This is a genomic window from Haloarcula sp. Atlit-7R (genome assembly GCF_003666065.1).
Classification (GTDB): domain Archaea; phylum Halobacteriota; class Halobacteria; order Halobacteriales; family Haloarculaceae; genus Haloarcula; species Haloarcula taiwanensis.
Window position 1 is genome coordinate 74,988 of record NZ_QXIK01000001.1, and the last position, 16,662, is coordinate 91,649.

Consider the following 16,662-nt stretch of genomic DNA (forward strand, 5'->3'; position numbering starts at 1 on the left):
GGCCATCGCTCCACCGGTGAGTGGTCGTCCGCCGATGCCAATCCCGGATGGTACGACGGTCGTTCCCGCCGGGAGCGTCAGAAGCTCCATGTTAACAAAACGCATGGAAACACTTCAATGTTGGCTGCAGTGCTATCTGGCACAGACTTTGCGTCCGTTCCGCTCGAAACGTTTTCAGTCCTCTCCACGTGACTGCGACGTAATGACGGAACTGACGAACTCGCTGCCGGACAGGCCGCTCTCGACGAGCGAGATTTCTGCCCTCGAAGCCCAGCACGACGACTACGGATTTGCGCCGGTCGGGTTCTTCCCCGACCTCGACGTAGTGGCCGCGTTCGTCGTCATCATCGACGGCGACCGGGGCTATAGCCTTGGCTACAACCGCGACGGTGATGGCTGGGTCGTCGTAGAGTCCTTCGAAGACGGCGAGGACTTCGCGGGCGTTACTGATCGCCTGCAGGAGTGGATGGGCGACGACTGGGAGGAGTTCGAGGAAGCGGCCGTCGAACCGGAGTGAAGTGTCGATTGGTCGCGGCGGCTGAATGGCTCTCGAAGGCAAGACCGCCTGCTACCGCTTCAGTCGGTCGCTGTTGTCACGCCAGAATTAGGCAACCGGGAGTGAACTTGACTGCAAATCCTCGCTATCGCTCGGATTTCCGTAGTTCAAATCCGCCATTCCGCATTTCCGACTCACGAATTGTTCGTCGAAAAAGTGCGGCGACCGGGATTTGAACCCGATGGCGAGACTCGCTGCGCTCGTCTCGCGTGATTCAAATCCCGCCGTACGGCCTTCGCTCGTCACGTCCGTTCCTCGCAGAATGCGGCGGCCGGGATTTGAACCCGGGCCATGAGCTTGGAAGGCTCAGGTCCTACCACTAGACCACCGCCGCTCGCTCACGCCGTTCGCTCGCGGCGTCGTTCGCAAATCCGTTGGATTTGCTCACCACCACCGCTCACTCATGCAGCCCTGATTCTCTCGAATCGGGACCGCCCGAGTGCGAACGTATACACTCATAGATGGAAGGCAATTAAGTGCGTTTCCCTTCTGGTTCGACAACCCCGTAACAGTTGCCGCTTGAGAGTTCCATCGAGACGAGCCGGAGGTTGCTGTCGGCGACATCGCGTTCGAATTCGGCCGGCGCGTAGATGTGATAGAACCGCGGCACTGTCTCGCCGCCGGGGAGCGTCCAGTCGACTGTCGTGTCAAAGCCTGCGTCCGCGTCGGGGCCGGCGTCGAAGCGGTCGTGGGCCGTACTCCACGCGCTGAGAAGCGCGCGAGCGCCCGGCGCGAGCACGCGAGCCAGTTCGTCCAGACTGGCGCGGCGGGCGGACCGCGACGGGAGGTGATGCAGCGTCGCCACGTACACCGCGAGGTCGACGGACCCGGCAGCAAGCGGGAGCCGCGTCGCGTCGCCCTGCAAGAGCGTGACACTGTCGCCAACGCGGTCGGTCGCCGCCTGCAGGAGCGCGCGGCTGGCGTCGAGGCCGACAACGCGGTCAGCGATCTCTGTGAGCAGTTCCGCGTGGCGGCCGTTGCCACAGCCGACATCGAGCGCCGTTCGAGCACTGCTGGACTCGTCGACGAACGATTCGACCTCTGGCCAGGCGTACTCGCGGGTCTTCGAGAAGTGATCGCCGATGTCCTCGTACGTCCGGCGAACGGCGGCCCGCGAGCGCGCGGGTTCCTCACTGTCGGCGCTCGGGTCGGAGGGGGGCATCGCGACGCGGCGTTACTCCGCGCCGTACTTCTCGGGGTAGGCCTCGGCGAGGAGGTCCTCCTCGTCGGCCAGGCGCTCCCGGACCGGGTCGATAACGTCCGAGATAGCGCCCGCGGCGGACGGCTTCAGGTCGGCGGGGTGGAGTTCGCCGCTGACGAAGTCCGATTCGACCTCGTCGTAGCTCTCGTAGGTGAGGTCGCCGCCGTACTCCTCGGGGCGCTCGACGACGAAGGACTCGTCGCGGACGTCCAGCACCGGGAACACGAGGTGTTCGAGGTACTCCAGCACGCCGTTTTCCTCGACCTCGCCGGCCGGGCAGTACGCCTGCCCGATTTTCTCGTCAACCTCGTCGGGGCTGTCGGTGAGGTTGACCTTCGACGCCTCGTCGGATGCGCTCATCTTGCCGCCCGAGAGACCGGACAGGAGCGGCGCGAACAGGCAGATCGGCGACTCGCCGCCGTGGTCCGGCAGAATCTCACGCGAGAGCATGTAGATGCCACGCTGATCGACGCCGCCGTAGGCGATGTCGGCGTCCAGCGCCTTCACGTCAAGCGTCTGCATCAGCGGATAGATGAGCCCGCCGAGGTTCGGGCTCTCGGACTCGCGAACGACCTCGCTGGCCGCACGCTGCGTGCGGGAGATCGTCGTTTCGGCGGCCATCCGGTACATCTCCAGCGTGTACTCCTCGTCAAGCTGGAAGTCAGTCCCGCGGACGAACTCCACGTCCTCGGGGTCTGCGCCGGCCGCTTCAATCATCCCCTCGATGGCCGTTTCGTAGTAGGCCGAGCGGGCATCCAGCAGATCAAAGGGCGATTTGTTGTCGTCGAGGTGGGCGTGCAGGTCCGCGATGAGGACCGTCACGTCGACGCCGGCCCGCAGGAAATCCGCGAGCTTTCGCATCGTCGTGAAGTGACCGATGTGCATCTCGCCGGTCGGCGCGTAGCCGATGTACGCCGACGGGTCGCTCTCCTCGAACAGCGTCCGCAGTTCGTCCTCGGTGACGACTTCTGTGGTGTGTCGCGTCACCAGATCGAGTCGCTCGGCGGTATCCATACCGCAGTGTGGCCGGTCCGGCGATTAAAACGTTCCTGTCCGGTGTGACGCGCTGTCGAGGTGGGCCGTACTGTTTTACCACAGCGGCGCACAATCGGCGATAGATGTCCCTCCTGTTCGACCACGTCATCGGGTCGTTTGCCCTCGACGACGCGTCGTTGTGTGCCGTTACCGACGCTGCTCTCGACGACAGCGGCGATGTCGTCCCCGCGCGGCCCGTTGCCGAGTTTGCGGCCCACCACGACGAGCTCGCCCATCCCGCGGAAGACTGGGTCTGTATCCCATTACACGAACCAGACTCGGCGCGACCGACGGGAGAGTACGTCGCCTTCACTGACCACTCGTTACACGGACAGATTTTCGTCTTCGAGCGCGACGGCGAGCGGGACTTCGTCGATGCGGACGGGTTCGGAGCCACGGGGCTGGCCGACCGTCTCCGGTTCTGGCACTCCGACTACGTCCCGAAAACGTACCCACCCTCCTACGACGCACCGATAGACGACAGCGAACCGCCCCGAAATCCGATCCCGTCGGCAGAACTGATCGACGGCTTGCGGTCTCACGTCGAGCGCGAACGTGCGGCGACTCGCCAGCAAAACCGAGAGCGCGCCGAACGGCGCTCACCTGCCGAGGTGTACGGGGCCGGTGGTGATGCAGTCCCCGACCTGCACGCGCGCGGCCGTGATGACGGAGCGTATCGGTTTCGCGTCGACCCACCCGCTGACATCGCCGCCGAGTGGGACGGTGACTGGGCGTTTGTCGTCGAATCCGTGTTCGGCATTCACGAGGGAAACGAGGTGCTGATTCACGCCGAGAGGGAGCGCGGACGCGGCGACGACCCGTTCCCTGTCCCGGCGACAGTCGAGCGCATCCGCGGGCGTTCGGTCTGGCTCGCGGTGGACTGGGGCGAGGTCGACGGGGCGACAACACTCGAAAGCGCACTCACTGACAGTGATGCCACCTACGGGCTCACGGCGCTGCTCAATCCCGTTCCGTTCGACCGCGAACGTGCGGCGATTGAGTTGCTGACCGACCACCGATTTCGGGCCGTACTCGCCGGCGACCGGCCGATAACCTTCTCGAACGGGGCTGCCGCCCGGAGCGACCAGTTCGACGGGGAACTGAATCAGGAGCAGCAACTGGCTGTCGAGCATGCGCTGCTGGCCGACGACCTGTTCTGTATCCACGGCCCACCGGGGACAGGGAAGACGCGGACGCTCGTCGAAATCGTCCGGCGGGCCGCACAGGCCGGTGAGGATGTGCTGGTGTGTGCGGACTCGAATCAGGCCGTCGACAACCTCGTGGCAGGGTCGTCGACGGGTGACGGGGCCGACCCGCAGTCGCTGCACGCCTATGGCCAGCACGGCGACGGCGACTACACCCTCGACCGCGTGAACGCGAGCCAGTCAGCAAACGATGTTGTGGGGCGCGCCTACAGCGACGTACCCGGGCGGGCTGACGTAGTGGCGGTAACGAACAACAGCGCCGCGACGCTCGCCAGGGAGTTCGACCTGGTAGTCCTCGACGAAGCAACGCAGTCAACCTGCGCAGCGTCGTGTATCCCGCTGGTCCGGGCCGACCGCGCCGTCCTCGCAGGCGACCACCGACAGCTCCCGCCCTACAGCGCCAGCGACGAACCGCCGGCGTCGAGCTACGGCCACTCGCTGTTCGAGCATCTCTACGCTGACGGCGGCATCTACGAGGGTGTCGGCCTCCAGCTACAGACCCAGTATCGAATGCACCGCGACATCGCGTACTTCCCGAACCGTCGGTTCTACGACCGGACGCTACGGAACGGTCGCGCCGTCGACCCGCTCCCAGACAGGCCGGCGCTTGAAGGGTACAACGTCGGCGGTCGGGTCGAAACCGCCGGGCACTCCAAGGCGAATCCCACCGAAGCCCGCCTCGTCGCGCATCTCGTTCAGGACCTGCTGGCAGACGTACCTGCCGAGGAAATCGGTGTCATCACGCCGTACAGCGCGCAGGTGTCACGCATCCGGGAGATGCTCGCAGAGCGAACCGACGCCGGAGACGGAGTGACTGTCGACACCATTGACTCGTTTCAGGGCGGCGAACGGACAGCCATCGTCCTCTCGCTCGTCCGGAGCAACGCCGACGGAACCGTTGGGTTCCTCGGGCGGCCGGTCGACGGCCCCCGGCGGCTGAACGTCGCGCTCACGCGGGCCAAGCGCTACTGCGCCGTCGTCGCCGACTGGCACACACTCCGTTACGACGCCGACGGGAAGTGTACGGATCTCTACAGCGACTTCTACCAGTTCGTCTCGAACACCGACCGCCTGAACGACGTGGACCCCGAATTCATTCCGGTGTAGCCGGCCAGCGACCGCCCAACTGCGATGGGTCCAAATACGTCCGACACAACTGTCTCATATGTACACGGGGAAGACCGAGAAGGCATGCTGTCTGTGCGGGAATCCCGACACTGAGACCCGTCTCGATCTGCCGCCGCGGGCGGTCCCGCTGCTCAAGCACGCAGACCCAATCGCCTGGCAGGACATCGTCGGCGAGGTGTCCATCTACTTCTGTGGCTCCGACTGGGAGACGGTGCGGGACCTCGTGTTAGAGACCGGAATGAGCCCGCTGTCGCGGTGTAACGCTGCCCGCGCGTCCTTCGATCTCCGTGAGGATTTCGAGGCACTGCTGAATGACATCCGAGACGAACCGGACCATACGGAAATCGAAGCCGAAATGCGCGCTGAGGCCGCGGAGACGCTGGCGAACCGCGACGACCCATACGTCGAGGAGCGGGATCTCGTGGAGGCCCGTGTTATCGAATGGGTGTTCGAAGACACCGAGCGCGAGTAACCCGACGAAGGCAGCGGCATGGCCCCGTATCCAAACTGTTTTGACCACCCGTAGCCGTGTGTCAACCGATGACTGTACGCGTAGGTGTGCTCGGTGCGACTGGCGCGGTCGGGCAGCGACTTATCCAACTGCTTGACCCCCACTCCGAGTTCGAGATCGCAGCACTGACCGCCAGCGACGCAAGCGCTGGCGAGACATACAAGGACGCCGCAAAGTGGCGCGTCAACTCCCCGATTCCCGAAGACGTGGCCGGGTTAGAAGTCCGCGCCACCGACCCGGATTCGGTGCCCGACGACGTCGATCTCATCTTCTCCTCACTCCCGTCGAGCGTCGGCGCGGAAGTCGAACCGGAGTTCTGCGAGGCCGGCTACACAGTCTCGTCGAACTCCTCCAACGGCCGGATGGACGAGGATGTGCCCCTCATCATCCCCGAGGTCAACGCCGACCACGTCGACCTCCTGGAAGTCCAGCGTGACGAGCGCGGCTGGGACGGCGCGCTCCTGAAGAACCCGAACTGCTCGACGATCACGATGGTCCCGCCCCTGGCCGCGCTGGACCGCGAGTTCGACCTGACCGACGTGCGCGTCTCGACGCTCCAGGCCGTCTCCGGTGCGGGCTACTCTGGCGTCACATCGATGGAGATCATCGACAACGCCATCCCGCACATCGGCGGCGAAGAGCAGAAGATGGAGACCGAATCGCGCAAGCTGCTCGGCTCGTTCGACGGCGCGGAGGTCCACCTCAACGAGATGGACGTGGCCGCCTCCTGTAACCGCATCCCGACGCTCGACGGCCACCTCGAAAACGTCTGGGCCGACACCGCCGAGGACATCTCTGCGGCCGACGCCGAGGCCGCGATGGAGTCGGTTACCGGCATCGACCTGCCGTCTTCGCCGGAGAAACTCATCACGGTGTTCGAGGAACCCGACCGCCCACAGCCACGCCTCGACCGCAACGTCGAGGACGGCATGGGCGTCGCAGTCGGCGGGTTCCGCGAGACGACGGACGGCGTCCAGTTCAACTGCCTCGCGCACAACACGATGCGCGGTGCCGCCGGTGCGAGCGTGCTGAACGGCGAACTGCTGAACAAGCGCGGCTATCTGTAACGGTCACGCTCGCCGAGCGCCGTTCTTCCGAGTCGCACGAGAACTGCTAGGCGATCCGATATTTTTTCACGGCCAGACTCGACTTCTGGCATATGGTCTCCCGCGATACGAAGCTTCAGATCGGGGTGGTGAGCGCTGTCGTCCTCGTCTGGGCGCTCCTGTTCCGGGCGGTTCCACTCGGCCCTGTTGCCTCGGTCGTGCTCGTCGCAGCTACGTACTTCGCCGTTCTGGCTGGCACACACCTGTATCTCGCGCTGGCAGGTGATAGCGAGACGCTTCCGGTCGCGGCTCGCTGGCGGTACATTGGGCTCGCGGCGGTAGTGGCCGTAGTCGAACTGCTGCAGGGTACCGTCGGGAGAACTAGCCTCGGGAGCGTTACAGTCTCGCACCTACTCGGCGGCGTGTTTGGTGTGACCGTCGTCTCGTATCTGGTGTACGAAGCCCGCGCTGGCCATCTCGCCAGCCGGCAGTGACTACAGTTCGATCTGGTTTCTGAGCCCGTCCCACTCGCCGGTTCGCTCGGCCTGCCTGACGTTTTCGGCCACAATATCGGCCAGTCGATCGTAGTAGCTCGGCGTGTGGCCGGCGTTGTGTGGCGTGATGAGGACGTTCTCGAAGTCCCACAGCGGGTGGTCGCCGGGCAGCGGTTCGGGGTCGGTCACGTCCAGTGCCGCGCCGCCGATGTGGTTGCGCTGTAGCGCACTGACCAACGCGTCGGTATCGACAACGGGGCCACGGGCGACGTTGGTGAGCACCGCTTCGGGGGGCATCGTGTCGAACACCGCTTCGTCGACGAGGTGGTGTGTCTCGTCGGTCAGCGGGCAGGCGAGTCCGACGTACTCCGTATCGGCGACGGCCTCGTGAATCTCGTCGAAGCCGTACACCTCGTCGGTGGGGCCGCCCTTCTCCGGCGAGTAGCGGACGCCGACGGTCTCCACGTCGAACCCTTGCAAGCGGTCGACGATGGCCTGCCCGATTTCGCCGAGGCCGACAACGCAGACGCGGCTGCCAGCGAAGTCGTCGGTGTGGAACGACTGCCAGACGCCCTCGCGCTGGTGGCGGCGGGCGGTGAAGAAACCGCGGGCGAAGGCGAGCCACGAGCCGACGACGTTCTCGGCGACGTTCGGGCCGTGGACCCCGGAGGCCGTCGTCAGGGCGATGTCGCGGTCTGCCAACTCCGACAGCGGAAGGTGGTCGTATCCAGCGTACGTCCCTGCAAACAGTTCCAGGGCGTCGGCCGCATCGACCAGTTTCGGCGAAACATCATTACCGGTCAGGACTGTCGCCTCCGCAATCAGGTCGCGCTCGGCGTCTGGTGTCTCCGCGACGGTGATGTCCCACTCGGGCAGTCGGTCCCGGAGCGCAGTCGCGTACTGGTCGACCGGCATCCCGTGAACGTCGTATCTCATCACGACGATATCGGCCATTGAACCCCTCCTGTGGCGTGCGGAGCCATACCGGCTGTTCCACGCGGGGGCCTCAAAACGGTGCCGGCAGACCGCTGGTCGCACGCCAAGGCTGGTGTTGGTATTTCTACATCTAGAGAGTAGGAGAATTACCAGCCTGAATTAGTAAAATTTGTAGTAATAGTACACCGATATCTTAGCATATTTGTAGGATGACCAGCGTATGAGTTCCAAGAGATGAGGAGACCGACGAGCATTGTGGTGGTCGATGACGACGAGGACTACAGACAGCTCTACAAGCTCTGGCTTCCGGACGAATACGAGGTTATAGAAGCGGAAGACGGCCGTACAGGGTTACAGTGCATCGACGACACAACCGATGCGGTATTGCTGGACCGCCAGATGCCGGACCTGAGCGGCGCAACGGTCGCGGAAAAACTCCAACAGCGGACAGTTACCCCTGCGGTCGTCATGATCAGTAGCGTCAAGCCTGACGTGGATATTCTGGATATCCCTGTGGATTCGTATCTCAGAAAGCCCGCTGACCGGGACACTCTGCTGTCGGTTCTTTCGACCGTTCGTACCCGGTGTGAGTACGAGGCGAAACGCCGCGAGCTCCTGGGCCTCGCCGACCGCCGAGCAACAGTTGCCGACGCTGTCCGGGCCACAGCGCTCGCTGAGAGCGACGCGTACCAGCGGGTCGTCAAGCGGCTGGAGCGACACGACGTATCACTCGGCGGCGCAGTGTCCGGACCGTAGCGCGCAGGGCGTTCCAGTTCAGTCCGGTGAGCGCGTCACACCGTAGTTTCGATGCAAGACAATAGGTTTTAGCGGGCGCGGGACACCGTAGCGGGTATGGAACACGTAGACGTCGCCATTGTGGGTGGTGGCCCGGCCGGCTCGTCGGCGGCCGAGGCCGCAGCCGACCACGGGGCCGACGCCGTCCTCCTCGAAAAGGGGGTCCCCAGAGCCGACCGCGAGGGGGCGGGACCGGACTCGACAGATGCCGCCGGATTGCTCGATTACTGGTTCGACATCATGGGTATTCCCCGGTCCGAGTTCCCCGAGGACGTGGTGTTGAGCGAACTCGACGGGGCGAAGTTCTATGGTCCTTCGACGGAGATGACGCTCACGGAGACCGGGATTAGTTCTAGCGCCGACAGCTTTGGCATCACGTTTCACCGAGCGCGGTTCGACGACTGGCTCCGCAGACGGGCGACGGAAGCGGGCGCGGACTACCGCGTCGGTGTCAGCGTCACCGGCGTCGAGACCGACCTGCGGAGTTCGCCGCGACACACCGTTCGATTGGCCAACGGCGAGGACATCGCTGCGGAGTACGTGATACTCGCGGATGGCCCCCAGCGAACCGTCACCGGCGGGACGCTCGATCAGTTTCTCCCAGACGGGCAGACGATGGCCGACATCATGCCGTCGAACAAGGTCAATCACATCGCCTATCAAGAGCACCGCCGGATGCCGGAGGAACTGTTCACACCGGAGTTCATCGAGTTCTGGTGGGGCATCATGCCCGGCCACACAGCGTATCCGTGGATTTTCCCAAACGACGCCCCGGTCGCCCGCATCGGTCTGACGATGCCTATCGGGCTGAATATCGACGCGTACGACCGCAGCGAGTGGGACCTGCTCAAAGCGAGCGACGACAGCATCCCGCAGGGACGGCAGTACATCGAACGGCTGCTCGAACGGGAGTTTCAGGCGTACGACCTCGACGACTTCCCGCTTGTCGAGGACCGGGGAAAATCGAAGGGCACAGAGACGTACCCTATCTCCTCGACCCGCCCGATAGAGTCCCCAGTTGGTGCCGGCATTGCCGTGGCCGGTGGGGCAATGGGGACTACGTCAGCGTTCCACGAGGGCGGCGACCACGTCGCTGTTCGCACTGGGAAGATCGCCGGCCGCCTCGCCGCGAACGACCGCCTCGAACGCTACAACGACGCCTGGCACGACGCCATCGGCGACGAAATCCTCCGGAACGTCACCTTCGCGGACATGGTGCGGGACTGGCGGCCCGGCGACTGGGACCGGGCCTTTACCACCGCCAACGACCTGATGGACGCCCGCGGCATCAAGGCCGACGCAGCGCTCCGTGGCGGCTTCAACGGCATCAAGATGGTTCTGGCTTACAAATGGGGGAAGTTCTCCTACCGTAACGGCAAGTACGTCCAGTTGCGCGAGGACGACTACGCCGTCTGAACGTCACCCTTAGGTGTCCCACCGGCGAAATACATCTGCGTGCCTTTAATCCCCGGCTGAGACCCGTCACCGGGACAATGACGACCCGGAGAACCCGGGCACGCGACATGACCGCGGTTCACACCGCATCTGGTCGCCGTATCCGGCGACCCGCCAGACGGTTGCACCGTCTGGGCGTTCGGTGATTACGCCGTAATCACCCGCGCTCGCGGCTGACGCCGCTCGCGCACTTGGTCGTCTGTGGACGACCCGCCCGGCACGAGGGTTTGCCGGCTGACATGGCACACCGCCGAGGATGATGCCGGACGTTAGTGTTCCGGGCGACATGCTACTGTTAATTGGAGACGGAGGTGTGTCCCGAGAGCGTCGGAAATCGTTCTGCGAGCCGGCTACGCAACACTCGATGTGAGCAGGATTGTGGCGGCCACTGGCTCTGCCCGTCGCATCGGCTCAGTTCGTATCTGGGCCAGCGGGTAAGCAGTTCGACGAAGGCCTGTTCGTCCTCTCTGAACGTAGTTGACCGGTGGACGGGCAACGAAACAGGCTGTCTCGAATAGCCTACCGTTGAGTTCGATTTCCGCATCGATGGACCAGTTGCTACTCCACCGCTGATATGCAGCGTCGGCATCCAGCCCTTGCTGCTCGGTGTTGTAGACGGAGAGCAGGCCGTCGGATTCGCCGATTTTCGGCAGTAGGGGTGAGACGAAGATGTGCTATCGCCGGGACGGTGAGAGACAGGTCGCCGCTGGTATCCCTTGCGAATACAGGGCAGGAAATCATTCAAGTCAGGTACGGACCTGCCAGATTGCGGACCTGGTGAGATAGGGGCCGGTCAGAAGCCGCTGATACCGAGCACGGCCGGAGCGGACGAGAGGTCACCGCTGAATTTCACGAAGACGTACAGGCCAGTAAACAGCGTCGCGTTGTACGCGCCGTGGATGAGTGACGGGACGACGATGTTGTCCGTGTACTCGTAGGTGGCGCCGAGGATGAGCGACGGAACGAGAAGGGCACCCACCCCGACGAGTTTCCCCGTGACCGACCCGCCACTAAGGGCGGGGTAGTGAATGCCGGCGAAGATGACGCTCGCGATAGTGACGCCCGAGATTGGGCCGAAGTAGTCCCGAATGCGGCCCTGAACGACACCGCGGAACAGCAGTTCCTCGCCCGGGCCGATGAGGAGGAAGGAGGCAGGGATCAACAGGAGGAGGACATCAGGGTTTTCCATGCCAATCTCAGCCGCCTGATTGGTTGCCGTTTCGATCCCGAACAGCGAGACGAGTGTCGTAATAATGGTGGCAACCACCACGAGTCCGCCCATCGCGCTGACGTAGCCCAGCACGACGATGCCGGCCTCACGGAGACTCGGTACAGCAATGCCGATACTGAATGTACCGGTGTCCGGTGCATAGGAGAACACCTCGCGGACCTTCGCTCTGATTACCGGTCTGAGTTTGATGTACGTGTACGCGATGACCGGACAGCCGATTCCCTGAACTGTTATCAGTCCGAGGACCAGCGTCTGTACTTGCGTTATCTGTACTCCGGCACCGAGTGAGAGGAAAAAAGCGATGCTGAGAAGCAGGATCGAGCCGAACCCGAGTCCTATCACACCCAGCGAGAGTGCCGAAAAAAGCGTAAACCCGTACTGGAAGGCCTGTAGAACCGGACGGTCGCGGGTCGCCGTTGCCATACGCTACCTTGGTCGTGGCGATGTGTAAACAATTCGTTTGGTATTGGTGTCGCGACCCGCGTTCAGTCGGTCCGCTCGCCGGCCGTCACTGCCGCATCGAGCCAGTTCGACTCCGGCGGCAACGGGCAGGAGAACGTGTCGCTGTAGGCACAGAACGGCGAGTAGGCGAGGTTGAAATCCAGCGTAATCTCGTCGCCGTCGCTCAGGTCGCGGTCGGGTTCCAGTTCCATGTATCGACCGCCGTCGTAGCTCTGCTGGCCGGTGGTCTTGTCCCGGAACGGGACAAAGAGCGTCCGTGACTCGTCGGCGGCCTGCCGGAACGCGTGGAGTTCGCGGGACTTGCCGTCGAGGTCGAACGACAGTGTTGCGACGTGGAGATAGCGCACCGCCCGGTCGTCGCTCGTCTCCAGATCGACCGACTCCGGTGTCTCGTGAACGGTAACGGTCGCTTCGACCCGATAGTCGGGGTCCGGGTCGAAGTAACTGAGTCCGTCGAACTCGTCGCGTTCCTCGGGCGGAATCGGTGATTGGCGATGCTCTGCGAAGAAGCGGTCTTTCTCGGCCCGGTTGGCCTCCAACTGCGCTGCCCAGTCTTCGGTGTCTTCGTCCATACTGAGACGGTGGTGGCCACGCAGTTTCAGTCCGGCGACTCAGCGACAGCTCGGCAATATCGTGTCGTGAGGGAGTGAATACCTTATTATACGTATAGTCCAACTCGATAACTACACAGGGGTGTGTATGGAAGCGACGTTCTACGGTATTCTGGGGGTGGACCCAGATGCCACCGAAGGGACGATAGTCCGCGCCTACCGGGAGCAGACGAAAACGCATCACCCGGACGTGAGTGACGACCCTGCCGCTAGAGACCGGTTTAAGCGCCTCACGCAGGCGAAAGACGTGCTCACAGACGAGGCCGAGCGAGCGCGATACGACCGGCTCGGCCACGACGCATACGTCAACAGGCACGTCGACAGCGTCGCGGACGGAGGTACAGCCACGGGCGGTGTCAGTGACATCGCACAGCAGTACGTCGACCAGCGAGCCGACGCAGAGACGGCAGGCGAGACAACGGCGAAAGCGACACAGCGGCCAACCCAGACCCGCGGTGGAAGCACGGGTACGGGACTGCCGCGGAGTACTACCGGCCCGGCGAGCGGGTTCGGCCGGCACAGCCGTCGGGAGTCGAGACACTGCTCGAGTCACTGCGACGTGTCGGGCCGTGGCTGTTCGTCCATCTGGCACTGCTGGTCTGTACGATCATTGCCGCCGTACTGCTCGCAGTCGGTGGCCTCACTGGAGACCTCTCACCGGTCGTCGCCGGTGTCATGGCAGCCTCGATGGTGACCATCTCGCTCGCCGTCTCGGCGACCCATGTCCTCACACACATCTCGGGCTGACTGGCACGGAGCGGTTCGCACAGCGGCAGTTTCGAGAGCCAGCAGACGCGAAGCCGGCAGCACAGCCACATTCACGACAGCGGCCGGAACCAAACAGCGGTAACGAGGACGGCCAGCAGAAGATACGAGCCGCGGATCAGCAGCATCGTCGCAGTTTCAGGGTCGCCCCGCTGGGCGATAGCCGCGACCGTCCCGAAGACGACCGCAGCCGCCGCAGCACTCGGCGGGACCCCGGGCAATGCCACAGACAGCCCAACGATTCCGAGAAGGCCCGCTCCGAACAGACCGAACGCGAGTCGCCGGGCGTCTTGATGGCCAAGTACGACGGCGACGGTGCGTTTCTGTATCGACCGGTCGTAGTCGTAGTCCTGCTCGTCGTCAATTATCTTGATGCCGGTCAGCAACAGCAGAAACACGGCCGCGAGACCGACAGCACGCGGCGTCAGCGTCGTCACTTGTGCGTAGTAGCCGCCCAACAGTGACAGCGCGATACCCGTCGGGTAGCCCATCGTCGCACCGATAGGGTTCATATCCAGTTGTGGCGCGTGGGTGTAGCCGATAACCCATGTCGGTAGCGTCAGCAGCGCCGCGCCGGGACCGACCAACAGCCAGATAGCTGCCGTGCAGAGCGCAAAGCCGACGCCAGCGCCGACCAGCGCCATGCGACACCCCGAGCCAGTGAGAGGGTGGTCGTCGTCCTCGCCGCGGACGTGGAAATCGACGTAGCCGTCCTTGACGTGGGCCGTGTAGACGGCGAAGAACATCGCACTCGCGTGAAGTGCGGCCACCGGGGGCCAGAACCCACCGGAAAGCAACCCCCCAAACAGCGAGGTCGCAAGCGGTGGCAGCATAAACACCGGGTGCACCTGCGAGGCCAGGGCACTCACGGTCGCGAGCGGACCGGTCTCGTGTCGGGCGACTGCCATACGGACTCAAGGTACGGCTGTGGCAAAAATCCCCAGCCGCGTTGTTTCGGTACTACCGCCAGTTCGAGCGGTCGAGCACGAAGCCAGAGATGTGCGAGGCCAGTTCTCTGGCGGCCTGTTCGCTGTCCGCGTGGAGTTCACCGGACACCGGGCCGGCTTCGCCGCCGACGCCCTCCGTCTCCGAGATCGGGTCCGTCGTCGTCGGATACGGTCGGCGGGAGCGGACACGGTCCCGCAGTTCCTGAACAGTGGCGTCCGAGAGTTCGTAGGACAGATGCTGGAGGTCGTATCGAACGATGAATCCCCGCGTCGCGTCTCGGACGGCGAGGACCGGGTGGCCCCGGTCCCGACAGCGCTCCCAGATCTCGCGCTGGTGGTCCCGCGTAACATACACCGGCACGTTCGACGGTGCGAGGTGTTCCATTGATCGTTTATAGGGACTGGAGGTGTATTACCTTTCGGCAGTACCTCGCGGCCAGAAATGCCATGCAGGAAACGTTTAGGGGGAGGGCTGTGTCCACAGAAATGCTATGGCAGATATTGAAGTCGAGAGTACCTGTGAGGAAGGATACACGGTAGAAAGTATCATCAACGGCGAGTGGGAGCTCATCGTCGACGCGCTGAGCGAGAACGGCCCGTCGCCGAACGAGGTTCTGGCCGCCGATTACGCCTCCTGTTACATCCCGGCGCTGCGCGTCGCCGCCGACAAGTACGGCCACGAAGACATCGGCAGCGTCGACGTCGAAGTCGCCGCAGGTCTCGACGAGGATGACGACCTAGAGTATATCGACTTCCATGTCGAGGTCGAGGAGTCACTCGCGGACGAGGAACAGGACATCGTTGAACTCGCCGAGGACATCTGCCACGTCCACTCGGCGCTGCAGGACGAGCTACACGCTGAAATCACTATCGAGTCCGGCGTCTGAGCGGGCAAGGGCCGGGGTTATTTTCGCTGGTAGCAGCCCCGTCGTCGTTACTCCGGGAACAGCAGGATAACCGAGGACGTGTTGTGATAGCCGGTGTAGTCCTGGTCGGCCGAGCAGACTTCGCCGTAGGTTTCGAAGCCGGCGAAGGGCGCGTCGATAGCGCTGTGAATCGTCTCGACGGCGTCGTCGAAGTCGTCGCCGAGAATCATCGCCCGGCAGGCGCAATCGTAGACGAATCCGCCCGCGACATTTCCACCGCGGAGTTCATTGGCGGCGTTGGTGGCGGCGTTCCGGACCGCATACACCTGGTCGGATTTGTTGCTATGTGTCACCCGCACTTCCGTCCCCTCGGAGACAGCGACGGCGAAATCCAGCGGCCCATCGGTATCGGTTGTATGGCCCGGCCATCGGATGTTGTATCCCGTCGTCGAGATGAGTTTGCTCTCGATGAAGGTCTTGATTCGTGAAGCGAGTCCGTCAGCGTCGGCATCCGGTTCCGATTCGATACCGAGTTCGTAGCGGCCAAGCAACATGACGAGGTCCTCGGACCCTGCTTCCAGCTCGTCAACATCAATATCGTACGTCTCCATCGCATCTTCCCGAATCGCGTCCCGCCAGGCCTCGAACGCGGGCCTGCCGTCGAGTTCGTACACGGTACTGCCCTCTGCTCGGGTTACCGTCATCGCCTCGGAGATCGGTTCGTGGCCGTGGTTGACTGTCACTGGAAGCGGGTCCTCTGAGGCAATGAGCGCGAGGACGACGGCGTCCGTCTCGACGCGGTCGTTCCGGAAGGCGTGGGTCTGCTGTAACTGGAGGTCGTCACCTGCAGACCCGCCGACAACCGGCGTCTCCTCGTCGTCGAGGTACTGCTCGGTGAGCCGAGTGACTTTGTTTCCGATTCCGGCCATGCCGTCGTGGAGATTGATGACCGTCCGATGCGGATACCCCTCGACAGTGGCGTCCTCGCTCGCAGGGAGGTCATGGACGGCTTCGAATAGACAGCGTTCGGGGTCAGCGCTCAGTTCGGTCGACAGGCTGGAAAAGAACCGCATCGAGTCCGACGAGACGACACCGACTGTGACAGTTCCGTTCCCCGAACCGGATTCAGTGAACTCTCCGGAGGACGAACAGCCCACGATTTCGGTGTCCGAACCGACAACACTCCGAGCACCCCACAGCACCGCCTCGTAATCGTACGTCGGAGAGCAGAAAATCTGACAGAAATCCGGTTCGCTGGCCGATATATCGGCCATGGCATCCCGTATGGCGTCCATCGCTGCGGCATCGCCCGAGTCTCCCGTCGCCTGCCCTGTCCCAAACTCAGTAGTCATTGAAATGCAAGTATATCGTGGGCTAACTTAACATATTGGAACTGTTTTGAAAATAACAGTGCGGAG

The 16,662-nt window shown here is 63.4% G+C and carries 17 protein-coding genes and 1 tRNA gene; 9 read left to right on the forward strand and 9 right to left on the reverse strand.

Going from position 1 to position 16,662, the window contains the following annotated elements:
* The first annotated feature begins 202 nt into the window (after positions 1-202).
* The gene (locus tag D3D01_RS00380; protein WP_121510878.1) at positions 203-517 is read left to right on the forward strand and encodes a hypothetical protein; all 315 of its coding nucleotides are present in this window, start codon (positions 203-205) and stop codon (positions 515-517) included.
* Positions 518-819: 302 nt separating this feature from the next.
* On the opposite strand, the gene D3D01_RS00385 is transcribed toward D3D01_RS00380, so the two are convergent.
* From D3D01_RS00385 to D3D01_RS00395, 3 genes are all read right to left on the reverse strand, one after another.
* Positions 820-890 (reverse strand) — tRNA-Gly (locus D3D01_RS00385).
* Positions 891-1,028: 138 nt separating this feature from the next.
* Positions 1,029-1,718 carry a class I SAM-dependent methyltransferase gene (locus tag D3D01_RS00390; protein WP_121510879.1) on the reverse strand — a complete coding sequence of 230 codons (690 nt, stop codon included), beginning with the start codon at positions 1,716-1,718 and terminating at the stop codon, positions 1,029-1,031.
* Positions 1,719-1,730: 12 nt separating this feature from the next.
* The gene (locus D3D01_RS00395) at positions 1,731-2,771 is read right to left on the reverse strand and encodes a tyrosine--tRNA ligase (RefSeq protein WP_101349729.1); all 1,041 of its coding nucleotides are present in this window, start codon (positions 2,769-2,771) and stop codon (positions 1,731-1,733) included.
* 104 nt (positions 2,772-2,875) lie between these two features.
* Between D3D01_RS00395 and D3D01_RS00400 the strand changes: the two genes are divergently transcribed.
* The 4 genes from D3D01_RS00400 (at position 2,876) to D3D01_RS00415 (ending at position 7,176) form a co-directional block, all read left to right on the forward strand.
* Positions 2,876-5,104 (forward strand): AAA domain-containing protein, encoded by a 2,229-nt coding sequence (locus D3D01_RS00400; protein WP_121510880.1) that lies wholly within the window; start codon positions 2,876-2,878, stop codon positions 5,102-5,104.
* A 58-nt stretch (positions 5,105-5,162) separates the two neighbouring features.
* Positions 5,163-5,597 carry a hypothetical protein gene (locus D3D01_RS00405; RefSeq protein WP_053968407.1) on the forward strand — a complete coding sequence of 145 codons (435 nt, stop codon included), beginning with the start codon at positions 5,163-5,165 and terminating at the stop codon, positions 5,595-5,597.
* A gap of 68 nt (positions 5,598-5,665) precedes the next feature.
* A complete protein-coding gene (asd, locus tag D3D01_RS00410; protein WP_121510881.1) occupies positions 5,666-6,703 on the forward strand; it encodes an aspartate-semialdehyde dehydrogenase in 1,038 nt (345 codons plus the stop codon).
* 92 nt (positions 6,704-6,795) lie between these two features.
* Positions 6,796-7,176, forward strand: a complete 381-nt coding sequence (locus D3D01_RS00415; RefSeq protein WP_101349726.1) for a hypothetical protein — start codon at positions 6,796-6,798, stop codon at positions 7,174-7,176.
* On the opposite strand, the gene D3D01_RS00420 is transcribed toward D3D01_RS00415, so the two are convergent.
* Positions 7,177-8,130, reverse strand: coding sequence for a D-2-hydroxyacid dehydrogenase (locus D3D01_RS00420; protein WP_101349725.1), 954 nt, complete (start codon positions 8,128-8,130; stop codon positions 7,177-7,179).
* Between the two features lie 216 nt (positions 8,131-8,346).
* On the opposite strand from D3D01_RS00420, the gene D3D01_RS00425 reads away from it, so the two are divergent.
* Positions 8,347-8,868, forward strand: a complete 522-nt coding sequence (locus D3D01_RS00425) for a response regulator transcription factor (RefSeq protein WP_101349724.1) — start codon at positions 8,347-8,349, stop codon at positions 8,866-8,868.
* A 96-nt stretch (positions 8,869-8,964) separates the two neighbouring features.
* Positions 8,965-10,323, forward strand: a complete 1,359-nt coding sequence (locus D3D01_RS00430; RefSeq protein ID WP_101349723.1) for an NAD(P)/FAD-dependent oxidoreductase — start codon at positions 8,965-8,967, stop codon at positions 10,321-10,323.
* Positions 10,324-11,155: 832 nt separating this feature from the next.
* Here D3D01_RS00430 and D3D01_RS00435 read toward each other — a convergent pair.
* Entirely contained in the window at positions 11,156-12,016 is an 861-nt protein-coding gene (locus D3D01_RS00435) for a CPBP family intramembrane glutamic endopeptidase (protein ID WP_121510882.1), read from the reverse strand.
* A 62-nt stretch (positions 12,017-12,078) separates the two neighbouring features.
* Positions 12,079-12,627, reverse strand: coding sequence for a DUF1684 domain-containing protein (locus tag D3D01_RS00440; protein WP_121510883.1), 549 nt, complete (start codon positions 12,625-12,627; stop codon positions 12,079-12,081).
* Positions 12,628-12,754: 127 nt separating this feature from the next.
* Between D3D01_RS00440 and D3D01_RS00445 the strand changes: the two genes are divergently transcribed.
* Entirely contained in the window at positions 12,755-13,360 is a 606-nt protein-coding gene (locus D3D01_RS00445; protein ID WP_233563185.1) for a DnaJ domain-containing protein, read from the forward strand.
* A gap of 124 nt (positions 13,361-13,484) precedes the next feature.
* Here the strand turns inward: D3D01_RS00445 and D3D01_RS00450 are convergent, their stop codons facing one another.
* Entirely contained in the window at positions 13,485-14,339 is an 855-nt protein-coding gene (locus D3D01_RS00450) for a UbiA family prenyltransferase (protein ID WP_121510884.1), read from the reverse strand.
* Between the two features lie 52 nt (positions 14,340-14,391).
* The gene (locus D3D01_RS00455; RefSeq protein ID WP_121510885.1) at positions 14,392-14,763 is read right to left on the reverse strand and encodes a hypothetical protein; all 372 of its coding nucleotides are present in this window, start codon (positions 14,761-14,763) and stop codon (positions 14,392-14,394) included.
* 106 nt (positions 14,764-14,869) lie between these two features.
* On the opposite strand from D3D01_RS00455, the gene D3D01_RS00460 reads away from it, so the two are divergent.
* Positions 14,870-15,265: an OsmC family protein gene (locus D3D01_RS00460; RefSeq protein WP_121510886.1), complete on the forward strand. Its 396-nt coding sequence runs from the start codon at positions 14,870-14,872 to the stop codon at positions 15,263-15,265.
* A 47-nt stretch (positions 15,266-15,312) separates the two neighbouring features.
* Here D3D01_RS00460 and D3D01_RS00465 read toward each other — a convergent pair whose 3' ends face one another.
* Positions 15,313-16,596, reverse strand: a complete 1,284-nt coding sequence (locus D3D01_RS00465; RefSeq protein ID WP_121510887.1) for an FIST signal transduction protein — start codon at positions 16,594-16,596, stop codon at positions 15,313-15,315.
* Between the last annotated feature and the right edge of the window lie 66 nt (positions 16,597-16,662).